This is a genomic window from Pseudoalteromonas citrea, assembly GCF_000238375.3.
GTDB classification, from domain to species: domain Bacteria; phylum Pseudomonadota; class Gammaproteobacteria; order Enterobacterales; family Alteromonadaceae; genus Pseudoalteromonas; species Pseudoalteromonas citrea.
Genome location: NZ_AHBZ03000021.1, coordinates 229,387 through 252,720, shown reverse-complemented (window position 1 = coordinate 252,720; position 23,334 = coordinate 229,387). Strand labels below are relative to the sequence as shown.

The 23,334-nt window shown below is 40.3% G+C and carries 17 protein-coding genes; 7 read left to right on the top strand and 10 right to left on the bottom strand.

Going from position 1 to position 23,334, the window contains the following annotated elements:
* Nucleotides 1-37 precede the first annotated feature (37 nt).
* The gene (locus PCIT_RS12980; protein WP_010366702.1) at nucleotides 38-1,258 is read right to left on the bottom strand and encodes a glycoside hydrolase family 18 protein; all 1,221 of its coding nucleotides are present in this window, start codon (nucleotides 1,256-1,258) and stop codon (nucleotides 38-40) included.
* A gap of 449 nt (nucleotides 1,259-1,707) precedes the next feature.
* On the opposite strand from PCIT_RS12980, the gene PCIT_RS12975 reads away from it, so the two are divergent.
* Both PCIT_RS12975 and PCIT_RS12970 read left to right on the top strand, forming a co-directional pair.
* Nucleotides 1,708-3,633 carry a S8 family serine peptidase gene (locus tag PCIT_RS12975; RefSeq protein ID WP_010366700.1) on the top strand — a complete coding sequence of 642 codons (1,926 nt, stop codon included), beginning with the start codon at nucleotides 1,708-1,710 and terminating at the stop codon, nucleotides 3,631-3,633.
* Nucleotides 3,634-4,004: 371 nt separating this feature from the next.
* On the top strand, nucleotides 4,005-4,520 hold the full coding sequence (locus tag PCIT_RS12970) for a GNAT family N-acetyltransferase (protein ID WP_010366697.1): 516 nt from the start codon (nucleotides 4,005-4,007) through the stop codon (nucleotides 4,518-4,520).
* Between the two features lie 60 nt (nucleotides 4,521-4,580).
* Here PCIT_RS12970 and PCIT_RS12965 read toward each other — a convergent pair whose 3' ends face one another.
* Together PCIT_RS12965 and PCIT_RS12960 are read right to left on the bottom strand one after the other, a co-directional pair.
* Entirely contained in the window at nucleotides 4,581-6,053 is a 1,473-nt protein-coding gene (locus PCIT_RS12965) for a flavin monoamine oxidase family protein (protein ID WP_084622701.1), read from the bottom strand.
* Nucleotides 6,054-6,220: 167 nt separating this feature from the next.
* The gene (locus tag PCIT_RS12960) at nucleotides 6,221-7,081 is read right to left on the bottom strand and encodes a type 2 periplasmic-binding domain-containing protein (RefSeq protein WP_040698259.1); all 861 of its coding nucleotides are present in this window, start codon (nucleotides 7,079-7,081) and stop codon (nucleotides 6,221-6,223) included.
* Nucleotides 7,082-7,244: 163 nt separating this feature from the next.
* Here PCIT_RS12960 and PCIT_RS12955 point away from each other — a divergent pair, with 163 nt between their 5' ends.
* Nucleotides 7,245-8,894 (top strand): sensor histidine kinase, encoded by a 1,650-nt coding sequence (locus PCIT_RS12955; protein ID WP_010366691.1) that lies wholly within the window; start codon nucleotides 7,245-7,247, stop codon nucleotides 8,892-8,894.
* Nucleotides 8,895-8,905: 11 nt separating this feature from the next.
* Nucleotides 8,906-10,435 carry a DUF3369 domain-containing protein gene (locus tag PCIT_RS12950; protein WP_010366689.1) on the top strand — a complete coding sequence of 510 codons (1,530 nt, stop codon included), beginning with the start codon at nucleotides 8,906-8,908 and terminating at the stop codon, nucleotides 10,433-10,435.
* Between the two features lie 90 nt (nucleotides 10,436-10,525).
* On the opposite strand, the gene PCIT_RS12945 is transcribed toward PCIT_RS12950, so the two are convergent.
* A complete protein-coding gene (locus PCIT_RS12945; protein WP_010366688.1) occupies nucleotides 10,526-11,350 on the bottom strand; it encodes an MBL fold metallo-hydrolase in 825 nt (274 codons plus the stop codon).
* A 413-nt stretch (nucleotides 11,351-11,763) separates the two neighbouring features.
* Entirely contained in the window at nucleotides 11,764-13,377 is a 1,614-nt protein-coding gene (locus tag PCIT_RS12940) for an ABC-F family ATPase (protein WP_010366686.1), read from the bottom strand.
* A gap of 305 nt (nucleotides 13,378-13,682) precedes the next feature.
* Here PCIT_RS12940 and PCIT_RS12935 point away from each other — a divergent pair, with 305 nt between their 5' ends.
* Nucleotides 13,683-14,081 carry a hypothetical protein gene (locus PCIT_RS12935; protein ID WP_010366684.1) on the top strand — a complete coding sequence of 133 codons (399 nt, stop codon included), beginning with the start codon at nucleotides 13,683-13,685 and terminating at the stop codon, nucleotides 14,079-14,081.
* Between the two features lie 286 nt (nucleotides 14,082-14,367).
* Here the strand turns inward: PCIT_RS12935 and PCIT_RS12930 are convergent, their stop codons facing one another.
* Together PCIT_RS12930 and PCIT_RS12925 are read right to left on the bottom strand one after the other, a co-directional pair.
* Entirely contained in the window at nucleotides 14,368-16,122 is a 1,755-nt protein-coding gene (locus PCIT_RS12930; protein WP_010366683.1) for a hypothetical protein, read from the bottom strand.
* Between the two features lie 66 nt (nucleotides 16,123-16,188).
* A complete protein-coding gene (locus PCIT_RS12925) occupies nucleotides 16,189-16,623 on the bottom strand; it encodes a MarR family winged helix-turn-helix transcriptional regulator (RefSeq protein ID WP_010366681.1) in 435 nt (144 codons plus the stop codon).
* A 130-nt stretch (nucleotides 16,624-16,753) separates the two neighbouring features.
* On the opposite strand from PCIT_RS12925, the gene PCIT_RS12920 reads away from it, so the two are divergent.
* A complete protein-coding gene (locus PCIT_RS12920; protein WP_010366679.1) occupies nucleotides 16,754-17,182 on the top strand; it encodes an organic hydroperoxide resistance protein in 429 nt (142 codons plus the stop codon).
* A 94-nt stretch (nucleotides 17,183-17,276) separates the two neighbouring features.
* Here PCIT_RS12920 and PCIT_RS12915 read toward each other — a convergent pair whose 3' ends face one another.
* On the bottom strand, nucleotides 17,277-17,483 hold the full coding sequence (locus PCIT_RS12915; protein WP_157592902.1) for a hypothetical protein: 207 nt from the start codon (nucleotides 17,481-17,483) through the stop codon (nucleotides 17,277-17,279).
* A gap of 203 nt (nucleotides 17,484-17,686) precedes the next feature.
* Between PCIT_RS12915 and PCIT_RS12910 the strand changes: the two genes are divergently transcribed.
* A complete protein-coding gene (locus tag PCIT_RS12910) occupies nucleotides 17,687-18,331 on the top strand; it encodes a T3SS effector IpaJ family cysteine protease (RefSeq protein WP_040698257.1) in 645 nt (214 codons plus the stop codon).
* A gap of 115 nt (nucleotides 18,332-18,446) precedes the next feature.
* Here the strand turns inward: PCIT_RS12910 and PCIT_RS12905 are convergent, their stop codons facing one another.
* Together PCIT_RS12905 and PCIT_RS12900 are read right to left on the bottom strand one after the other, a co-directional pair.
* Entirely contained in the window at nucleotides 18,447-20,006 is a 1,560-nt protein-coding gene (locus PCIT_RS12905; protein ID WP_238348024.1) for a basic secretory protein-like protein, read from the bottom strand.
* A 388-nt stretch (nucleotides 20,007-20,394) separates the two neighbouring features.
* A complete protein-coding gene (locus PCIT_RS12900) occupies nucleotides 20,395-23,283 on the bottom strand; it encodes a family 16 glycosylhydrolase (protein WP_010366671.1) in 2,889 nt (962 codons plus the stop codon).
* Between the last annotated feature and the right edge of the window lie 51 nt (nucleotides 23,284-23,334).

Genomic DNA, 23,334 nt, shown 5'->3' with positions numbered 1-23,334 from the left:
GTGCCCGTCATAGGCTCTAATTTGAGAGGTATTTACCTTATTGAGCAACTACATAGTTTTTACAAGCGCCTAAATTTGTATATCTATGCTCATGGCCTAGCGTCTTTGGGGCTACGCCGTGAAGAGGACCGCCATTGATTTTCCAGTTATGACCTTGATAGCTCACCACGTCACCACTGCTATAAATTGCAGGATAAGGTTGCCAAGTATCTTCACAAGGCTGACATTTAGGTAACTCTTTTGCGATTACATTAAGCAGTTTATATTGTTCATCTCTGGCATCTTGATGTAGTTCCCAAATAAATACTCCCGGGTAACCATTGTCTGCGACAAACTTTGATTTGGTTTTTATCAACTCTGGTGTTTCCCAAAAATAGGCATCATTATCTAGAGTATATTGACCAATGTTGTAATCCACGCCCATGCCTTTGACTAAGTTCTCTACAATGTCGCGGGCAGTGTGGCCAGACACGGGACCATTTTTACTATCTACAAAAGTTTTATTATAAAAGGGGAGGCCTAGACTCGTTTTAGCAACATCATATTTGCTGATCATACTTTGACTGGCGGGGTGTGGGTTAACAAGTCCGGCATGAATATCGTCCCATGCTGCATGATGCTTAATTGGTGAGCCACCCCAGCCACCGGTGTAGTCATAGGCCATAAAACGAATAACGTCGGCATACTTATCCAAGTCGGGGTGAAAATTAATACCTGACCAGCCGCCAGCTTGAACATCGACAGTTACTTCAATATTCTTTGGTAAAGCAGCACGTAAATCTTTTACTAACGTTAAAAGCATCGTGCTTTCAACAGGGTTTGGCTGGTTATAAGTACTCCAGTCTTCCCAGTCGACATCGATACCATCAAGGTTATGGAGCTTGGCATATTCAACTAGATTTATTACTAATTGACTCCGTGCGGCTTCATCCATCGATAAAAAGTCTACCCCAGCACCGCCAACGGAGATCATCACGCCGGTGTTGTTTGCATGAGCATGCTTAACTATGTCATCAATATACTTGTCTGCTTCAAGGGTATCTAGGCTGCCATCTGGTTGAGGGTAAGCGAAGGCGACAATAATATGTGTTAACTTATCTGTGGCTAGATCTTTAATGTCTAAATCCCCGCCAGCTGGATAATCCCATGTCGCATAAAACCCTTCAACTCTTGGGCAAGATTGCTCTGCGATAGCGATAGCTGAAAATGGGAGTAAACAAGCTGCGGTTAGGCTTGTCAGTAATCTTCTTTTTTGCATTGTATATTCCTTATCATTACATGTTGTTTTTTTAAATATCGGTTTGATGTAACGATTTCGATGGTTATATGTAAAGTGAATTAATTTAAAGTAACGAATTTGTTTTTTTAACTATTTTGCAATGCATAACTTCGAAGCACTTTAAAATAGCTTGCGTAGTACGGTGTGGCTGCATTTTATAGAACCATTAATACACATATGGGCATGCGTATAACCTAATTTGGTTATTGAAAACGAATTTCATATTCCAAGATATGAATTAAGCAATAATACTTACTGTGCCAAAATAATGAATTATAATGATGTAAGCTTTTGTTTTTAAATGTTTATTGTGTTTTTATGCTGTTTTCATTAACAATTCTTTACATGAAATGACAACTTTGCATGTTAATTTTTTTGTTTTCTGATACATTTTTTAGCGAAAATAATAACAAACAACAGGTTTTTATATGTCTAAGCTACAAAAAAACAACAAGATGATTTTTAGTACAACGTTACTTTCACTAGCTGTATCAGCATCACTTCATGCAGCTCCACTACTTGAAGAGTCAAGTAAATCGCCACTACCAAAGCGTTACATTGTGAAGTATAAAGCAGGTGTAGCTTCAACATTAATGAGCCAGAGCTCAGAAATGTCACATTTGGCTCAATCTAGAATGGTTACTCTTGGTATTAACAATGCTCAGTTTAAACCAAGTTTAAATGCCATTGTTACACCATTAACAAGTACTCAATTACAAACTTTGCAAGAAGACACTAATGTTGAATACGTAGAAGAAGACTTACCACGTCGTTTAATGTCACAAGAAACACCCTATGGGATCAGCTTAGTACAAGCAGACCTTGTTGATGACATGGTGGCTTCAGCAGCCAGTGGCGGTAAAAAAATCTGTGTAATTGACTCAGGCCTCGACTTACCGCATGAAGATATGGGTAGCAATGGTGGGACTGTAACAGGCACAAATGACCGAGGTACAGGTAACTGGTTTGAGCATGGAGGCCCTCATGGTACTCACGTTGCGGGCACTATTGCGGCCTTGAATAATGGTATCGGGGTTAGAGGTGTTATCGGTACCGATCCTTCAATGCATATTATTAAAGTATTTAATGCAAGCGGCTGGGGTTACTCATCAGAGTTGGTGGATGCGGTAAATAAATGTCAGGCAGCCGGTGCTGATGTTGTAAATATGAGTTTAGGTGGCGCGGGCTCAAGTACAACTGAACGCAATGGCATGCAAGCTGCTGCTGATGCCGGCATGTTACTAATAGCAGCTGCTGGTAATGATGGCGTATTATCAAACCCAACTGACTTAGAAAGTTTCCCTGCATCATACGATTCAGTTATGTCTGTCGGTGGCGTCGATAAAAATAAAGATTTATACACAAGTTCACAAAAAAATGACCAAGTAGAAATTGCAGCCCCAGGTGTTGATGTGCAATCGGCTTATCCTGAAGGAGATGGTTCATTTGTTACTTTAACTGTGAATAGCGTACCTTATGAAACAAATGCTATGGAAAACCAAGGTGTTGTTACCGCACCATTGTATGACTTTGCTACAGGCGAAGTGCAAGATAGCGGTGCCAGCGGTAAGGTTTGTTTAATCCAACGTGGTGCAATTTCGTTCCATGACAAAGTGAAAAACTGTGAAGATAGCGGTGGTTTAGGTGCGATTATTTACAATAATGCAGCGGGTAGCTTTAGTGGTACTTTGGGTGACACGAATCTAACAACTATCCCAGGTTTAACTGTTACTGATGTTGCTGGTGCAGCAATGTTAGCTGATGTAGGTACGTCTGCGGCGGTTAATATTAGCCCTGGTAATTATGGTAAAATGACGGGTACGTCAATGGCATCTCCTCATGTTGCGGGTGTTGCAGCATTAGTATGGAGCCATCATCCGAGTTGTACGGCAGAGCAAATTCGTACGGTATTGACTGCAACAGCGGAGGACTTAGGTGCTCCGGGTCGTGATGTTCAGTTTGGCCACGGTTTAGTACAAGCAAAAGCAGCGGTAGATTACTTGAACACCAATGGTTGTTCAGGTACACCGGGTGGTTCATTACCGGCCATTGATGAAACAGTAAATAATATTAATGTGTCGCGCCGTAGCTGGGTACGTTACACATTTGACTTAGCTGACGGTTACTCTGATTTTAATGTCGCTATGTCTGGTGGTACAGGTGATGCTGACTTATATGTAACATACGGTAAAGCGTCTACACGTTCACAGTGGGATTGTCGCCCATATGCTGGTGGTAATGTTGAAAACTGTGGATTTCAGAATCCACAAGCTGGTACTTGGTACGTTGACGTATACGGTTATAGTGCCGCTGTAGGTGTGACGTTGAATGTGACCGCCACATCATCAAAATAATATTCGCATGACCTATCTTAGTATGGGTAAGTAGAATAACTTTAAGCCGCGTAACTGCGGCTTTTTTGTGTTTGGGTTAGAGTGTGGTTTAGTGTTGAATCGAGTTACTCTAACAGAGCTGACTATCACTATGACTGATGGAAGTATCAATATTGCTCAATTACGGAGTAATAATCGTATGTAGCCATTATCAACTTCAGCAAAATCTAAGTCATTTTCCTACATATTTTTTACAATGTACTTTACGAAGAAAAGGAAAATTAAGTACTATCATAAAGGTACAAGAGGGTGGTGCGATACATTTAACGGTGTCAAGCAGAGCTACGGGGCTAATATTCGTAACGTTTTTAAAGGTGATGATAAGGAAAAAGATGAATAGTGAACGGTTACAACTAAAACCACTTGAGCAGTCAGATTGGACACTTTTTAAGGAACTAAATCAATGCCCTACACTGATGAAGTATGTAGATGATCCTCGTTCGGATAGTTTACTTAAAACGATTTTTGAACGTAGGGTCTGTGCTGAAGGTAAAGGGAAAAAAAGTTGGGATTTTAGTATTACGGAAAAGAGCACTGGCGATAAGGTGGGTAATATTGGTATTGCTCTTAAAGGTAGCTGCAACGATTCAGCTGAGGCTGGTTGTATGCTAAAAGCGTCAGCACATGGAAAGGGTTATGCTTCTGAGGCATTGCGCTTAATTGTTGACTATGGTTTTGAAACTTTAAATCTAAATAAAATTATCGCAACATGCGCGACGTCCAATATCGCCTCGTGGAAATTACTTGAGAAAACAGGCTTTCACAGAGAATCGATGCTGACTAAAAATACATCGATTGGTGGGCAATCAGTAGATGACTACGTCTATGTCATTTTACGTAAAGCGTAGAAGAATATGAAAGGATGCGGCTTATTTAATTGTCAATATGCCGCAGCCTTATGGCGAGTTTTATAGATTTAACTCGTCAATTTGTTCAGAGACGCGAACGCCACTTCTTACTGCCCCTTCCATAAAACCTAAATAACGCGTATCGGTGTGTTCACCTGCAAAATAGATGCGCCCAACGGGTTCTTGAAATGCGCCCCAGTACTGGGTAATTTGTCCGGGTCCGTAGGCTAGAAACCCACCTTGTGTCCACTCATCATTTATCCAGCTATGGACACTTGCTTCCACAAAGTATTTCGACGAGTTGGGGTACATTAATTCAATTTCTTCTAATCTTGCATCTATAATGTCTTCATCACTCCAGTGTTTTTGGATTTGACTATAGTCACCCGACGTATATGTAATTAAAATCCCGCCTTCGCCGCCTTGGCGCTCGGTTGTTTCCCAAGTCCAGCCAGTGGGCAACCCTGTAACTATGGTGTCTCCTCCAAGCCCTTGATTTAACCAAAATCGGGTGTCGTATTTGAGTAATACCTTAGAATGTGACCCATAATTAAGTGCTTGAGCTGCTTCATTTAACTTTTCTGGTAATTCCGGCGAAAATGCAATTTTATCCAGTACACGTAAAGGTACAGTCACAACAATGACATCTGACGTATGTACGTCGCCATTTGCTGTAGTTACCGAGATAACATTATCAACTTGAGCAATACGTGTTACTGGTTGCCCTAGAATAATTGTGCCAGTAATATTGTCAGCGAAGGCATCGACCATGGCTTTACCGCCCTTTAAAAAGCGAAATGCTTCCACGTCATCTTCGTTAACTGATTCATAGACTTTGGCGTATTGTACAACGTGCAGCAATGAGAGATCACTTGGCTCATCAAATTCACCGCGTACCCATTGTTCTGCTAATAATTTTGCACTTGGGTTGAGATGTAACTGATCAATCCAAGTTTGGGTCGTCATTAAGTCATATTCGATTGCTTGCTCTAATTCTGCAGGTTTATCTGGGTCAGGTATCGCTGCAGTTAACAAATCAAGCTCATCGTAAAAACGGTAATAGTCGTTAACAACATCAGGATCAAAGTTATCGTCAAATTCGGTATAGCTTACCAACTTCCCCTTGACATAATATGCGCCAGACTCGGTATCACCAGAGTATCCTGTTTCAGCAAGCTCTACGCCAAATTGGTTAGCGTATTGATGTATATGAGTATGCACAGTCTCACCATCAATGAATTCCCCCCCAACTTCCCCATGTTGGTCGCCTATATTAAGCGTTCCAACACGGCCACCAATATGGTCTTTTGCTTCAATTAAGGTGACTTGATAGCCTATTTGCTCTAGTTCATAGGCAGCGGTAAGGCCTGATAACCCAGCGCCAACAACTATCGCACTTTTTATCGTTGTGACTGGATCGGGTGTTGTATCTTGTACATTGTCGTTATTATTCCCACATGCTGTGAGTATTAAACTCATACATGTTGTAACTACTAATTTAGAAAAGGAGTCCTTCCTCTTAATTTTTTTCATGATACCTCATTAAATTTGACCATTAAATTCATAGTAAATAGCCTTTATTTACTATTTAAAAATAATAAATAAGGCTGTTTTTATTATACATTGATTTTATTTTAATTCGGCTGTTTGTTTTTATGATTTATAAAGTTGTTTTTATGAAATTTGGTTTTATATATAAATTAATGACTTAAATCAACCCAATATTTTGGATTTTTTATATCTCTTTTGGGGTCTAAAAAAGGGTTGTCAATACTGATCACGGTGCTTAACTTCCATTTGCTTAAAGGAAATAAATGTTTAGTGGATTCATGGCTTTTCATATATTCATCAAAACTACCATCTTCAATTGCTTTATTTAAACCATTAGTCACATCGGTGATAAGTGTTTCATTACTTTTTTTTATAAAGAAATACATAGGGAAGGGGTAATGTAAAATTACTTTGTCGTATACGATTAACTCCGGCATTGACTTTTTTCGAGATAATACTTCGCTATGCGCTTCATTAATTCCCCTAGGGAAGGCAAAGCAGCGACCAGAGTAAGCTTGCTTAAACATGTTTTCGTAGATTGCATTGGGCATAACGTTTAATCCTGCTGCAATCATAATATCGGTGTCGGGCCAATGAGCACCTTGGCAAAGACGATGTGTTTTAAGTTGATCTAAGGTTGATATTTGAGCAAGCGAAGCTGCCGCACTTTGATGTGCGGTGAATACTCTATAGCCAAGTAATCCTTTTACCAGTGGAATGGGTACAAAACCCAGCGAGCTTTCGCGTTCAGAGTCAGTACCCGCCCAATAAATATCAATAAGACGGCCAGCTTTTAGTTCATTTAGTGCACGTTGTTGCACCATGTAGGGCGATAGCTTTATCGTGAGTGGTTTATTAATTTTTTTATAAGCAAGTTCTAACAGCCCAACATAGTAGTCATGCGTACTATCAAATTCAGACTGGGGGCCTCGCACTTTGATAGTCTGAGCACTCGAGAATGTCGTTATGGAGAATAAGAATACGCAAAGCAGAATTAATATGGGGTGCATTGTCGGCTAGCCAATTGAATTAAAATGTGTCTTTCAAGTATAGGATTACACTTATGTAAGGCAAGTTGATAGCGAAAAGCACGTCGCAAAAATACGCCTTGGCCTACCAACTTAGCAAAATTACGTCTACGTTTTACGTATGTGATGCAAAGGCTACGTATTAATGACAGCATTAATTGCACTGGATACACAATCAATCAAAAACTCTATCTCAATGAAGTTGCTCAGCTCTGTGCTATCGATCTATTTTTTATTAACTTTAATCGTGACAGGGGTGCATATTGCTGTTGAATATCAAGATGCTAAAAACGAAGTACAAAGTGTTCTGGAGGCGTCAGAGCAAACCTTTCACGACATATTAGCGACAGATCTCTGGAACTATGATTTAGACCAGCTCAATATTACCGCAGAAAGTATTAAAAGATTACCCGATATTACAGGCATTGAAGTGAAAGGAGCTGATGGTAATGTGCTGTTTTCCAGTGGGAAAACGCTCGACAAAACGATTCAGCAAGATGGGCTGTTTTGGCATCAGTTCACCTTAGTGAAAACCATGAATGAAGAGAACACAGATTTAGGGGTCGTTCGGCTTTACTCTGACAGAAGTGTCATTATAAATAGTATCAAGTCAGGGGTTTATACCTTAGCCATTAATGCGGTAATTAAGACACTGGCATTGGTGGTGTTGGTGACTATCATATTTCGAAAGTTATTAACGCTTCCTCTTGGTTTATTGGCAAGGCATGCTGATTCAATAGATCCAGATAATGCAGTGTTTAATCGCATTGATATCGCTAAAAATACCGATGATGAATTGGGCCTTGTGCAAAATGCGTTAAACGGCATGATGGAAAAGACAGCCGATACTATTAAAAAACTAGACACCGTCAATCGAGAGTTAGAGAAAAGGGTGGTTGAACGCACTGAAAAGTTAAACCGCACAGTTAACCAACTCGACATTGAAAGAGCAACCCTCAAAGAGGAGGTAGCCACCCGACAGCAAAGTGAAGCTGCATTGGAGCAATCTTTAGAGGACTTAAAACGTGCACAAGGGCAGTTAATTGAGTCAGAAAAACTTGCGTCATTAGGTGGACTTGTTGCAGGAGTTGCGCATGAGATAAATACCCCTGTGGGATTGAGCCTAACGGGAATATCCCACTTTGAGCATATGGTTGAAGACATAGATAAGTTATTTCAAGCGGGGGAGCTAGAAGAAGATGACTTTTCAAGGTTCACCAAAGACTCTAAAGAATTAGCCAAAACAATTCATGTGAGCTTGGCCCGAGCAGCAAACTTAGTAAAAAGCTTTAAACAAGTTGCTGTTGACCAATCGTCAGAAGAAATACGTGAGTTTGATATTTTAGAATACTTAGAAGAAACCATGACCAGTATGAATAGCCAGCTTAAACAGAGTGACGTTAACTTTGACGTTGTCTGTAACGAACAAATATTGATGATGACAAGTTATCCTGGATCATGGGCACAGATATTTACTAATTTAATTCAAAACACACTGATCCATGCGTATAACAAAGGCCAGACCGGTCAAGTAACTCTGACATTTTCAAAAAGGGCAGATTCGTTAGTACTGGAGTTTAAAGATGATGGCAAAGGGATGAGTACGCAAACGATAGAAAAGATATTCGATCCGTTCTTTACCACCAACCGCGCAAATGGCGGTTCAGGGCTTGGCATGAATATCATCTATAATATAGTGACTCAAAAATTAAGCGGTACGATCACGGTTGAAAGTGAAGTGGGACAAGGCAGCAGTTTTTACATTACTGCACCTATTAAGTTAGCCAATGTATAATAGGCAGTTTTATGTTTAAAAAGAAATCTAAATCAGAGGGTAAGCCTAAAGAAACATGGAAGATCTTAATAGTAGATGATGAACCCGATATTCATACAGTCACAAAAATCACACTGAGTCGGTTTGAGTTTGATAACAAAAGCCTTGAATTTATTAGTGCATTTAGTGGTGAAGAAGCGAAGCAGTTATTAGCAGAGCATTCAGATATCGCATTGGTTTTTTTAGATGTTGTGATGGAGTCAGATGATGCGGGTTTATTGGTTGCACAATACATTAGAGAAGAGCTCAAAAATGCGTTTGTACGTATTATATTGAGAACAGGTCAACCCGGACAAGCACCCGAAAGAGATATAATTGTTAATTATGATATTAATGATTACAAAGAAAAAACCAATTTAAGCAGCGATAAATTATTTACCGTCGTATACACGGGTTTAAGGGGATATCGCGATATACTCGCCATAGAAAAATCCAGAGCTATGTTAGAAAACCACCGAATAGGCCTGGAAAAAGTCATTGATTCTACGGCAAGCCTTTTCAGGATCCGTTCCATCAGTAAGTTTGCTAACGGGCTGCTCGTGCAGCTAGCTTCATTACTACATATTGATAAAGCAGCGTTAACCGCCCAAGCAAGCCACTGCGCCGTAAAAAAAGTGGACAACCACTTTGAAATTATTGCCGCGACGGGGCTGTTACAGCCAAATGGCAACGGATCACCTGCTTTACCTGAGGCTATTAAAGTGTTGTTTGAGCGAGCATGTGCTGAGCAGCGAAGCTTATTAGAAAGCGGGGCGTTTATTGGCTATTTCCCAACAACTAATACAGGAACAAACCTCATTTATTTAGAAAATGTAGGTGATATCGACCCTTTGGATAGGCAATTGCTCGAATTGTTTTCTCATAATATATCGGTTGCATTTGAAAACTTAGCACTGGATAAGGAAATATTTGATACGCAGTCAGAAATTATTGACACACTGGGAGAAGTTGTTGAAAGTCGCTCCAAAGAAGCTGCAAATCATGTGAAACGCGTATCGCATTTATCAAAAGCATTGGGAGAATGGGCTGGACTCGATGATGATACTGCGAATCAGCTTTTTATGGCTTCACCTATGCATGATGTGGGCAAAGTAGCGATCCCTGACTCTGTGTTGTTAAAACCTGGGAAGCTCAATGATGAAGAATGGGAGGTGATGAAAAATCATGTATCAATTGGGTATGATATTTTTGCTAGATCGAAGCGACCAGTGCTCAAAGCCGCAGCGATTGTAGCAGGTCAGCACCATGAAAAGTTTAATGGCAAGGGCTACCCTAATGGCCTCTCTGGCGACGATATTCATATATTTGGCCGTATAGTCGCATTAGTCGATGTATTTGATGCCTTGTCGCATTCACGGTGTTATAAAGAAGCGTGGCCTTTAGAGGAAGTATTGGCATTATTGAAAGAGGAAAGAGGGGAGCACTTTGACCCTAAATTAGTCGACTTGTTTATAGACAATATAGATAAAGTTATACACATCATGGAAACGTACCCAGATTAAGCGATTGTATTCAGATGCGTATATAGAGTTAGATGCGATAAGAGCAAGTTACTCGGCAAACTCGTCTCTTACCGCTGATAGTATGACGCACTATTTAGCATTGTTAGTTGTTACTTTAATAGCTCTTTTTTCACCTGGTTTTGCGAAATAATCTACAGCCAACGCTTTTATTTTATCAGGAACTTGCATTGGGATATGAACATACGTGATATTACGAGCATTGAGCTGCACTTTAGCCGACGTTGTTGAGCGTTCATCGACAGCAAACACTCCAGGTATAAACGCATGGTGCGTTATTTTATCGGCCCAGAACTTTGCGTATGGTATGTAATGCTGTGGATTGATATCAGCATCTCCTAAATGCAGTACTGTGACGCCATCAATGGTTACACGATAGACTATATTTTCAATTTCGGTTCTCTTTGGCCAACCGATGTGCGGAATACGAACGGCTTCAGCATGAATATTGTTAATGTTTAACCTAGTTGGCTTATCGCCAATGTTAAGTGATACTTCATGTAATTGCGGCTTGAACTGCTGGTAATTTGGCTGTAATGCGAGTTTTTTAATTACTTGCGTGGGGGCAATTAACTGAACTTCTTTATGCTCTTTTAAGTACTCTGATACTTCGGCAGCATGAAAATGGTCCGCGTGATCATGGGTAATAAAGATGGCATTTATAGTGTTAAATGGCGCTGCACTATTAATGAGCTTTTCTTTGATCTCCTTGGGCACTAATGTAAAACGATTATAGTTTTGCTTGAAAATAGGATCAAATAGTACTTTTTTATTGTTATTTACTATTAATACTCCTTCATTACCTAAGTACTGTGCACTAGCAGGTATATTCTTTGCTGTTATACTGCCAGAAAAAAGCATAATAATAATTGTAATGACACTCAATATTTTATTCATCAATTATTCTATCCTTGATTTTACTTTTTAATATGTGGATTAAGCACTAGGTGTGCATTGTTTCATTAGAAATATTGCACTTAACAGGATAGGTGTATATATTTTTGCGCTCAATGGCATGTAAATTGAGTTGGTATGACTTTATAAATTTTAAGGTTATTTATCCACAGTTTTTGATATACCAATATTTTTAAATAGGTGGGTATTGCTTTAAAAGCGTTTATATCAGTTAATAAGCTGGCTTTTTAGCGCATGGTTATCTGGATATTTGAATGTGTTATTACGCCTCATGTAATAATACTCGAGGAATAGCGCAACAGAGATTAGTTGATAATGGTGCTTTGAATGAAGGGTGGCAGCAATAGCAAAGCGTTTATCATGTACATTGAATGATAAACGCTTTAAATGTGGGGTTACCTTACACCGAGTAAAGCTTCTTGTTCGGCTTGGCTCGCGAGGTATTCATCGAATGTACCGTGAAAGTTTTCGACTTTCTTGTCTTTAATATCGATGATGCGCGTAGCTAAAGATGACACAAATTGACGGTCATGGCTGACAAAAATAAGTGTCCCTTCGTATTCTTTTAACGCGTTATTTAAGGCTTCGATGGCTTCCATATCCATGTGGTTAGTAGGTTCATCCATAATTAACACGTTTACGTCTTGCATCATTAATTTACCAAATAACAAACGGTTTTTCTCACCACCTGAGCAGTTTTTGGCTTTTTTATTGGAATCATCGGCAGTAAACAATAAGCGACCTAACATGCCACGTACCATTAAATCATTGTGCTTAGCGGTACGCCACTGTGACATCCAGTCAAATAACGATAAGTCATTGTCAAAATCTTTAGAGCTGTCTTGAGGGCAGTAACCTATTGATGCGTTTTCTGACCACTTTACAACACCTTCATTCGCTTGAAGTTCGTTAACTAGGCAACGTATAAAGGTAGTTTTACCCACACCATTTTCACCAATAATGGCAAGCTTGGCATTTGATTCAAGAATAAGCTCACCTTTTTCAAAAAGCACTTCGCCGTCAAACCCATGACCAAAGTCTTCAAGTATTAATGCTTGGCGGTGCATTTTCTTGCCTTCATCGAATCGTAAACTCGGCGCGATACGGCTAGAATTTTTAACTTCGTCTAAGCTGATTTTGTCCATTTTTTTAGCGCGTGAACTTGCTTGTTTTGCTTTTGATGCATTGGCGCCAAAGCGGTTTACAAAGTCTTGTAATTCGTCAATCTCTGACTGCTTCTTAGCGTTACCCGCTAATAATTGCTCGCGGATCAAAGACGATGCTTCCACGAACTTTTCATAATTACCTGGGTAAATACGTAATTCACCGTAATCAATGTCGGCCATGTGTGTACAGACGGCATTTAAGAAGTGTCTATCGTGCGAAATAATGATCATGGTACATTTACGCTGGTTTAATTCATTTTCTAACCAACCGATAGTATGAATATCGAGGTTGTTGGTTGGTTCATCCAGCAATAAAATATCAGGGTTAGCAAATAATGCTTGTGCCAGTAACACGCGCAGTTTCCAGCCCGGTGCAACTTGAGACATCAACCCAAAATGAAATTCTTCCTCGATCCCTGCCTTAAGTAGAATGTCACCTGCGCGGCTTTCTGCGCTGTAACCATCCATTTCTGCAAATAAGCTCTCAAGTTCGGCGACTTTCATACCATCTTCTTCACTCATTTCAGGTAAAGAGTAAATACGATCGCGTTCTTGTTTTACTTTCCAAAGTTCTGTGTCACCCATGATCACGGCATCAACAACAGAATAAGCTTCAAATGCAAATTGGTCTTGACTTAAATTACCGACTTTTAAGCCTGGAGTAATTGAAACATTACCTGAAGTCGGTGCGAGCGCGCCACTTAAGATTTTCATAAATGTCGATTTACCGCAGCCATTTGCGCCAATTAAGCCATAACGATTGCCATTACCAAATTTAGCAGAAATATTTTCGAACAAGGGTTCTGCACCAAACTGCATGGTGATATTCGCGGTAGATATCAAGATGAATTCCTAAGCAAGGTGAGCCGATAAAAAACAAGGATTATGTTGTTTTTAACAAGCATCAAGGGTTGGTCTAAATGAGGTCGCGAATTATACAGACTACAGTGGTAGACTGTCGAGTAAAGCTTCATATAAAACACCAAAATCACAAGAGAATTTTAAAAAGCGCCATAAAAACAGCATATCCCACCTTGTTGCGTCTTGGCACGTGCTGGCGCAAGGCAAGATGTTCCTAATTTCGTTGCAATAGAAATGGTAATTGTAAGATAATGAATTACTTTGATTAAAGACTAACGAGGCTTTTCATGACAATTACTCATCCCACTCGCTTTAATACGGCGGCGTCAAAATATGTGTCGGTATATGCATGGCTAATTGTCGCTTTTGCACTTTTATCCCCTGTGCTGTTTGAGTTCGACATTTTCGAGTTGATAGAAAGTTTGGTCGGTGGGGCGATTGGCTTTTTACTCGTGAAATATATCAAAGTGGGCGATAGTAAAATGATCGCCTTAGCAGTTTTATATTTTGCCTTGCAGACAATCCATGTTGAATATGGCGATTTCAATATGGGGGTGAACTTTGGGGTGATGATTGCGGTGGCATTTAATTTAGATGACATCACCCTATCAATTAACGTGCTTAGCTTAGTGTTCATGTTATTGATGGCGACGGCTTGGTATAGAAATAACAAAGTCAAAATGTGAATACGGAGTCTCACTCTGGGTTAGATATTAAAAGGTGTGCCGTACTTCGATGTTGAATTCGGGCTTGGTAATGAGGTGATTAGCGTTATAAAGGCTTAAAGTAGAAAACAATATGTGACACTATTTAAGTTAATACAATCACTTTTTCCAGAGCAATTGTATTAACTTTCAACAGCCCGAATGGCTTTGACACCTTATAATATGAGTAACTGAACCTAGTTGCTTTTACTTACTAGTGGTTACGTACAATGTGATGTAACTAGAGCTTTAACAATAATGTCCGTCACTATAAACCTTCACATTGTATGTTCATGAGAAATTTTGGTTCATTCAAAAGCAACTTAGGAAATTCGTTAACCAAAGTATTATATAATTCGATATTACTTTGCTTGATCTTATACATAATATTGACATGAATTTCGTCTAGTTGGGTATGTTCAATTAAGCTTAGAAGCGCTTTTTTTGGCAGTGCTTGGCGTGTTTTTTCAATTTGTAATAAGTGGAGCTGAAGCCATAGTGGATCAGGGGCTGATGTATTAGGTTTTAACGCAAAGTCGTGTGAAATAAGAAAAGAAACAAGTTCATCACTGTCATTGTTATTATACGAAATGACGTTTGTAATGAGTGAAATTTGGCGGTAGTCGAAATTGTCTAATCTATGTTGATATTTTAATAATATGGCTTTTTGATGATCTATTGGTAGCCTTCGGACCAGCAGGTAAAAGTTACTGTCTGTTGGGGTGATGTTTTTGTTGAATAAAACATCAATTTCTGAAGGTGACAATTGTTTATTTAAATATATTAATTCTAATAGTGAGGTTCTTTGGGATTCATCTAATTGGTCTAATACGCCTTTTAACTCTCTGCTATTTTTTAGTAGAGCTTGATAAGTATTAAAATCGTCCAATGACAGATTAATGCGCTTGAGATGATTGTTTGCAGACACGAACTTACTCATAAACGTTTGTTTAGGGCAAAATAATGAATGAGCGCCTTGCCAGCTAGGAGTGAGGGGCTGGGTTGAGTTTTTAACAGTTAGCGGCGCTACATTTAGTGCTGTGTCATTATTGATAATTTGATTTTTGCATATATTTTTAGCAATTGGCGGTCTATTAAGTGATGGGTACGCTGTACTCAATTGCTCTATCAATGCTGTTATTACGGGATCAATCTTAAAGTCATTCGAATTTATTTTTGTAAACCTCCATAAGGTCTTTTCTAGCCCCAAGTTTGCTAACATTGCCCCATAGGGTTTTTCATGGTGATCTTTGCTGTCAACATAGATGGGTGATAACTCAAGCAGCGCTGTAACTATTTGTGTTACTTGTGGCTGAGATAAAAATGAGAGGCTAGGGTAAAGCATCGAGTTTTTGATGGGATGTGGGAAAAAAGTAGGGTTAGTGATCAAAGCCTTTAGTTTGTATATGGCGTTGATTGCGCCATCCATATCTTTAGCTTGTAAAGCATTATTTAACGCTTCACTCCAATGATACATCGCTATATCTGGCAATTGATTAAGCGGCTGACCTAAGGGTTGCGCGTGATCTCCATGTGTATATTGATAACGGGATAGGCCCGTTAAATAGTGTGAAGGTTTTGAAAAGTCTGAATTATAACTTAAAGAGTCAATATTTTGAGTAAGGGCATCATGTTGCTCATGATAGAGAGAAAATTGATTTATAGTTATGATCCATTTCATTGCCGCAGAGTAACCAAACATGGCAGCTAACGTTTCAGCAATTACATATCGGTCATAGCCATCAAAGTACCATTGCACCGCCTTTGCACTTATAAATTCCGCTTTGTTATACAAATATACTTCATGCGCTTTATCAAGTTGCGGGCAATGTAGTTTTTTCGCTAAAAGAGGCTCTATAAGCACTTGATCTTTTGAAGGCAGTAGAGAAGTTGTCATCACTGGGTTTTCAGTGAGCAGCGCACTATTTGATCTGGTATTCTCTGCATCTGCGGTCGTGAAGGTAAAATAAAGGTAGATTAGCAACCCCAGAGGTAAAACCAAGAGCAGTTTTTTACAAGGCATTAAAGAGTTCCATTATGTTATTATTGTGATTTTTACTTTTGCTGATTAACTTTTGCAGTGATGATTTTATTTTTCCAGTTTCATCAATACATTGTCCAGTAGGCAGATCAGTTGCGATATTTCTTTTTCATCTACGTCTGAAAAACCACATTTAATGAGGTTAGGGATATGCTGGGCTTGCTCCTCAAGTGCGACACCCTGTGGTAACAGCCTAATACACTTTTTTCGCTTATCGTTTTCGTCACTGACAATCTGAACGAGCGATTTTATCGCCATTTTTTTTAAAATTAAGGTCATTGCGCCCCCATCAATGGCGGTTAACTCAATCAGCTGGGCAATGGTAATATTGTCTTGCTCCCACAATGCCATCATTACGACATATTGTGGATAGGTGAGATCTAACGCTTCTAAGTGAGGGCGGTAGCGTCTCGTAATGCCATTCGATGCCATATAAAGCCGGTGGCATAGCTGGTTTTTTAACTTTAATTGTTCATAGCTCATGGTGTTCTCCTTAGTCAATATTTTACTTTGCACACAAAGTATTTGCAATTAAGAATTTTTTGAGTATATTAGTTTGCATGCAAACTAAATTGTTTTATGAAAACCATCGCTAAAATATTGGAGAGTGAATATGAATACATTACAAACGGTTGCTTATACAGCAAATGCAACGGCGACAGGTGGGCGCGAAGGCAGCGCACAGTCTGATGATGGTCGTTTAGATGTTAAGTTGTCTACCCCCAAGGGACTTGGTGGCGATGATGGTGCAGGTACTAACCCCGAGCAGTTATTTGCGGCAGGTTATGCGGCGTGTTTTATTGGCGCACTTAAGTTCGTAGCGGGGCAGAGTAAAATAAGTTTACCTGCCACCACGAGTATTGATGCGCAAGTTAGCATTGGCCCAATTGAAGGGGGGTTTGGTATCGCGGCTAAATTGGCTGTTTCTATTCCAGATATGGACAAGGCAGAAGCGGAAGTATTAGTAGCAAAAGCGCATCAGGTATGCCCCTATTCGAATGCAACACGAGGCAATATTGCTGTAGAACTATCTGTGTTATAAAAATATAGGGGCGTTCAGCCCCTTTGATTTATATTGCGATAAAGTAAAACTATGATTGAGATGCGTTCAATTGATGGAGCAATTAAGTAACGCTTTAGTTTTTTTTGATTTTTCTATATAAAATAAAGGTAGCAATAAGTACAGCTAAAATAAGTGCTGCATAAAATGTCACAATCAATGCTTTGACCACTAAAAACACGATCACAGAAATCAGTATTAACAATAATGCTTTACGCTTAACACGTTTTAATTTATTTTTTTTAATAAATCCACTAAAGCGATTCTTTATCAATTTATTCACGTCACCATCCATATGTATATCATAGAGCCCTATTTTTACATGCAAATGGAAAAACGCAAAATTTATAGGATGAAGTCGCTATTTTACACTGTTGTAGCATACGTATTTTTTATGGTTGTGATTTTATTACTATGATTCATGCTCCTTGAGTTAATAATGGGAATAGAGAAATAGGGCTCAGTTAAGTATTTTATAAGGAATGTATGAGAAAATTTCCAAGTATGACACAACCTACAGGGAGCCTATATTGCGGGCCTTATTGTATTATTGCATGTTTAGACGTATTTGAACTCTTGCCTGTAGAGCCCGCAGTGAGTTTGAATGCATATAATTTGAAAACACAGACATTTAATGGCGAGCCGCTTGTGATCCATGGGCAGCATGATCTTATAACGCTTGCTAGAAATATCTACACAATAACAGGGATTATAACGCCAGGTGAAAATCCAAAATACATAGAAAGTACAGGTTATAACTCTTTGGCAGCAATGCTTTATGTACTAACTAAGTTAGGTTTGAAGTGTGAGGTTGTAATTCGTGACAAACAAACACACACTTATTTGTCATCAGTGTTTGAACAAGAGTTCTCTTTGATAAAAGAGCAAAGCGTTGATATTTCTTATTTAAATGACGAGAATCTGAAACGAGCACAGAGCATGCTTGTTTCTGTCATATCTGTGAATGGTGCGTTGCACTACATTTTAAATAATGAACAGGGTGAATGGTTTGACCCTCATTTAAAAGAGCGGGTCCAGTTATGGGACCCTATTGAAACTTGGGACAAGAGTGACAATAAACGCGACGGGGCAACGTGGCTTGGTGTTTCTATTCGCGTTAAAAACAAGTGACGGTTACAAAAGAGCCTAATTTAGCGAGTGGTGTATTTCGGATTTGCATTCACGCCATGCTGATCAAAGAATAAGTGCGCGAGAGTGGGCACTCTCGCTAGGGTTAATTAACAAGTTAATACTCTAATTGGCCGCCATTATTGATAAAGGCGGCGTATTCGTTCCACACATCTTCAACGCCTCGGCCGATTGTTTGTCTAAATGCAGAATCGAATGACCATGTATAATTGCCCATGTCTTTGGCTGCTTTGTTGAATTTATAGATAAATTGGTTATCAATTCGGCGTTGTACATAATGGAAAAAGAACCCGGTTGTTGTATAACCACCTAGCCACTTTTTAGGGTCATTAACATTAGGCTGACGGGTTTTGTGAAAGCCCGCGCCAATACGCACACCATCCGCTAAGCCTTCAGTGAATGCCCAATAGGCTTGACCATCACCATAGGAGTCATGCGTTAGAGGCGAGTTATTATAACCATGGGTTACCTCATGGAATAAAATGCCATCAATTTCATCTGCGATAGCCGCATCTGAATTGCCGCCTTCTCGATAGAGTTTTTCTAGATGGGTGGTACTCACTACAATGGTCATTTCACCTGAACCGTCTTCCCCCATTTTGTACGCCACAAACTCTTTACCCCAGTGATCTTTGGCGCGTAACTCAAAGCGCAACTTTTTAAAACGGTTAGATTCTATAGGGTCTTTATACAAAACTTGTGCAACGTCGATACAGCGCTGCGCCATATGTGCGGCTGGGTCTTGAATAATACGCCTAAGTAGCTGCGAACCTTGTGTTTCTGGGTTTAGGTCAACAAAATCGACCACCGGCTTTTTCCACTGCCCATTGCCTGGGTCCGTTGGAGTATTCTCTGTGATGTTTATATTAAATTGCGTATTAGAATACCCATAAACTGAAACATATAAATCGTTGCTGATGGCGCTGCATTGCTCATTTGCTGTAGGGGAAGTGCTTTGGCAAATATGCTGATTTGTTGTTGCTACAGATCCCGCGTTCAAATATAAGTCAGCATCGCCAGTGCCTGAGGTTGTTGCAATGACTTCGTTGCCCACGTTATAAGGGCCAAAATGCTGCCATTGACCGGCTGCGAGAGCATAACTTTCGTTGACGGGTAGAGTAGGTGTGCCATTGTCACTGCCGGCGTGGCCAAATAACTGTATTTCAGCCAATTGTAAAATTGCCGCGCCGTTATTATTTTGAACGCTTAGGCGTACTTGGTTAAATGCACGAGTGTTACTGAAGTCATAGTATTTAGTTAGATGACGACTGGCAAAGATCTGATTATTTTGTATGTTTAGTGTTGTCCAGTTAACTCCATCATTTGAGCCTTGTAACTCCCAACTTTTTGGGTCCCTGCTTGGAGCGTCATTGGCAGACGTTATACTGTAACCTTGTATAATCATAGTATTTGAGAATTGGTAATTCAGCCAACCTGTTGACTCAAACGTCAACCATTTGGTGTACTGCTCGTTATCGAATGCGTGATAGGCTGACTCGTGACTACCATTTTCAGCTGAGGCTGTGATCGCTGCCGAGTTCGGTTGTGTCACATCGTCACTTATTGCCGTGGTTGCAAACGCATGGGAGCTGACACTGGCAAACATCGCGAGTAGTAGAGACTGCTTGTTTAAATATTTATTGCGGTTATTCATCATTTTTACCTTTTGTTGTATCGTTCCATTTTTGAGTTTTTATATATAACTGCTCACAAGAACAGCCTATGAAACATTAAAGCGCATAAATCATTAATGATTTTGGAACGATCTAAATATCGGTGGTATTTAAATTGCTGTCAAACGAGAAACTGCGGAGTATAAACATTAAAATGCAATCAAACCCTGCTAAGGCAATGATTATTATGTATACATTTGTTTATATATGTATTTGATTATAATATATACCGATATGAAATAAGAAAAGTGAGCTATAAAAGCGTTTGTGAAGTGAGTTTATAGCTAATTAACTGATTTTATTGATTTGTTTTATATCTTGTTTGAAGAAGTGTAAGAGAGTGGCGCATAGGGTATACGCCACACCTTTTGGTTACGGGGTCGAAAATTGCACGTTGTCTAATTGATAAACCGCCCCATCACCCGTGCCCCATGTTGGGAATATCATGATGATCTTCACGGCTGAAAGATTCAGTCCCGCAGCTTCTAACTCAGATAATGCGAACGTGTAATGTTGCCATTGGTCCTGTTGCGGCGCGATCCCTTCTTGGCTTTGTGACAGTTTTAGCTCGGCAAACACCTGAGCAGTAATGCCTTCCACTTTTATGAGCCAATCTCCGCTATTGTCGGTTGGCTGTGATAACACTTTTAGGTCAAATTCAAGGGTGCCATTGCTCAGTGTACTTGCGTCGTAACTAGCACTACTCATAATACCTGCCACAGTGGGCGTACTGTTGAAAGTATATTGGGCAACGGTTGCGTAATTGCTATCGTCAGACTGAACTTGCTCTACAGTGGCACCGCTACAACAATCCCATAACTCCCAGGTTGGTGCAATCGTACCATCGTAGATCATCAAGCCATTACTTGAGGAGGGGGGGGGCGTGTCTGTTGAAGTTGATTTTTCCCAGCGAACGTTGTCAATTTGTAATGTCACACCTTGCTGATCACCCCAAGTAGGATAAATCACCAGCCCCGTATTAACCGATTTAGGGTTTAAACCAAAATTAACTAAATCAGTGACTGGCACAGTGATGGTTTGCCACTGGTTATCGGCTATAACACCGAGGACTTGATCACCTGTTGTACATGGAAATATACAGTCTATTTTGTAGCTTATGCCACTGGTTGTTTGTGCATAATCAAGCACCTTAATATCAAAAATTAATGCCCCGTTTTGGTAGTCACTCACATCAATGGGCTGTGCAGATTGAAAATACAGTAGGCCATCGGCACCGTTACCAGAAAACCCAATTTCGAGTACTTTGCCGCGATCAGCATCATCACTGTCAACGGTGGACCAAGTTACATGGTTATTGCTTTGACCATCAAAGTAATCTGCGCCAGTAATGGTGTCCCATGCACCAATCCCATTTGTCCAAATATCGGCGTTAACCGCATCATCGAATACCGTGATTTGTTCTCCTTCAATCTCAACTTTGGGTGGATTGATGCCGCACCCGCCGCTGTCTTTGTGGCCACACACTAGTGCGATGTTATCTAGCTGCACATGCGCGGCACCACTGAATTCCATAACAAATAAATTAACTACAGCGTTCATATCTAGGGGCTGTTGACCGGGCGTTGCTAATAACTCATTGATAGGCACTGAGACTCTGTTCCACTGATCCATTTTCAGTGTATTAACAGGGATCACTTTTTCTCCTAGTGCAGGCCAACCACTGTCCATTTTGATAAGGATATTACTGTCGGCAGTGGTATTTGCACTATTGATGAACAAATCAAATTTCAGCTCGCCGGCATGCAATTTCCAAGGCTCAGCAGAGCTACCCATACCAAACAAGGCAAATGCCTCTTTGTCTGTGGCGCTGATTGCCATATTGCCCATATTGCTCGTGCTGATCTCAAGCACCGTATTGTGCTCGCCACCAATATCGACTTCGCTTAAACTAATTGCACCGTCGTTGTCCCATGCGATTGCCGCGGTTAAGCCGCGAGAAACAGTCTCATCATTTATGTGCCACGTTATGTCTTGCGCTTTATCTATAAATAAAGGGTAATTGGCTATATGTACGTCACTTGGCGCTGCAATTGTAGCTGCCGCATTGACGTTAGTGACACAACCCACACCAGTTTGTGAAGCAGAGTCACATTGATATACTCTGACATAATCCACTTCCATGACAGTGGGAAATTGTGTTTGTGCATCGGGTGAGCCAGGTAAATTACCACCAACGGCTAGATTGAGTAATAAATGAAAGTCTTGATCAAAAGGCGCGGCTGGTTTTGATACGTATCCTAATTCAGAATTCTCGTAGTAATAACTCCACCAAGTATCTGAGGACACGGTTGCATAGTGCACGTCATCTACGTACCAGCGGATTTCATCTTGTTCCCATTCCACAGCATATAAATGAAATGCGTCTGTCACATTGAGGCTATGTTGCCCGCCAGCACTGCGATTAAGCGGCCACGCCATGCCGTAGTGAATGGTTCCCAACACTTTTTGATCGGTGGTGAGGCTAAACAGCTCCATAATGTCGATTTCGCCTCCCGATGCCCAACCGCCATATTGACTATTTGTTGGCAACATCCAAAATGCTGACCATAAGCCTTGGCCATATGGGGCTTTTACGCTCGCTTCAATCCGGCCATACGTTACGTCGACTTTTGCTTCAGACTTCATGCGCCCAGAGGTGTAATTGTAATTATTAGTCTGCTGTTCTTGTGCGGTAATAATAAGTTTACCATCTGCGACGGTGATATTTTCTTCTTGATACCACTGTAGCTCGTTGTTGCCCCATCCAATTAATCCGTACTGTGAGCCGTCACCTGTTTCAACTTGCCAGTGTTGTGAGTCTAAAGTGGTGCCGTTAAATTCGTCTGACCATGTCATGGTCCATGCTTTTGCATTGCTTGCTAATGCAACTGTCACTGTAAAGTTCTGTGTGGTACTGAGCTTACCATCCGATACGACGAGCACGACGTCGTGCTCACCAATATGTGTGGTGCTGGGCGTGCCAGCGAGCACATTGTTTTCAAACGAAAGCCAGCTCGGGAGAGTCTGTGCTTGATAGCTGAGCGAGTCGCCATCAATGTCTTCGCTTGTTGGAGTATAGCTATACGGTTGCTGTGCCGATGCACTGGTATTGGCTGTACTTGAGAAAGTAGGCGCCGTGTTAAAGCTAAGCTGCTCTCTAGACGACTCACCACTTGAGTCGGAGCAACCAGATGACAAAATCATGGTTGAAACGAGTAGAGAATAGGCGCATAACCGCTGAGTTCGATTTATTGTATTCATAGTTCAATCTCTTTTCAGTCTAAATGGTGTAACCGCTTACATATGGTTTTA

Excerpts from the sequence above, each read along its gene's own strand:
- PCIT_RS12980 (WP_010366702.1), bottom strand. The coding sequence starts at position 1,258 with ATGCAAAAAAGAAGATTACTGACAAGCCTAACCGCAGCTTGTTTACTC.
- PCIT_RS12975 (WP_010366700.1), top strand. The coding sequence starts at position 1,708 with ATGTCTAAGCTACAAAAAAACAACAAGATGATTTTTAGTACAACGTTA.
- PCIT_RS12970 (WP_010366697.1), top strand. The coding sequence starts at position 4,005 with ATGAATAGTGAACGGTTACAACTAAAACCACTTGAGCAGTCAGATTGG.
- PCIT_RS12965 (WP_084622701.1), bottom strand. The coding sequence starts at position 6,053 with ATGAAAAAAATTAAGAGGAAGGACTCCTTTTCTAAATTAGTAGTTACA.
- PCIT_RS12960 (WP_040698259.1), bottom strand. The coding sequence starts at position 7,081 with ATGCACCCCATATTAATTCTGCTTTGCGTATTCTTATTCTCCATAACG.
- PCIT_RS12955 (WP_010366691.1), top strand. The coding sequence starts at position 7,245 with ATGACAGCATTAATTGCACTGGATACACAATCAATCAAAAACTCTATC.
- PCIT_RS12950 (WP_010366689.1), top strand. The coding sequence starts at position 8,906 with ATGTTTAAAAAGAAATCTAAATCAGAGGGTAAGCCTAAAGAAACATGG.
- PCIT_RS12945 (WP_010366688.1), bottom strand. The coding sequence starts at position 11,350 with ATGAATAAAATATTGAGTGTCATTACAATTATTATTATGCTTTTTTCT.
- PCIT_RS12935 (WP_010366684.1), top strand. The coding sequence starts at position 13,683 with ATGACAATTACTCATCCCACTCGCTTTAATACGGCGGCGTCAAAATAT.
- PCIT_RS12930 (WP_010366683.1), bottom strand. The coding sequence starts at position 16,122 with ATGCCTTGTAAAAAACTGCTCTTGGTTTTACCTCTGGGGTTGCTAATC.
- PCIT_RS12925 (WP_010366681.1), bottom strand. The coding sequence starts at position 16,623 with ATGAGCTATGAACAATTAAAGTTAAAAAACCAGCTATGCCACCGGCTT.
- PCIT_RS12920 (WP_010366679.1), top strand. The coding sequence starts at position 16,754 with ATGAATACATTACAAACGGTTGCTTATACAGCAAATGCAACGGCGACA.
- PCIT_RS12910 (WP_040698257.1), top strand. The coding sequence starts at position 17,687 with ATGAGAAAATTTCCAAGTATGACACAACCTACAGGGAGCCTATATTGC.
- PCIT_RS12905 (WP_238348024.1), bottom strand. The coding sequence starts at position 20,006 with ATGATGAATAACCGCAATAAATATTTAAACAAGCAGTCTCTACTACTC.
- PCIT_RS12900 (WP_010366671.1), bottom strand. The coding sequence starts at position 23,283 with ATGAATACAATAAATCGAACTCAGCGGTTATGCGCCTATTCTCTACTC.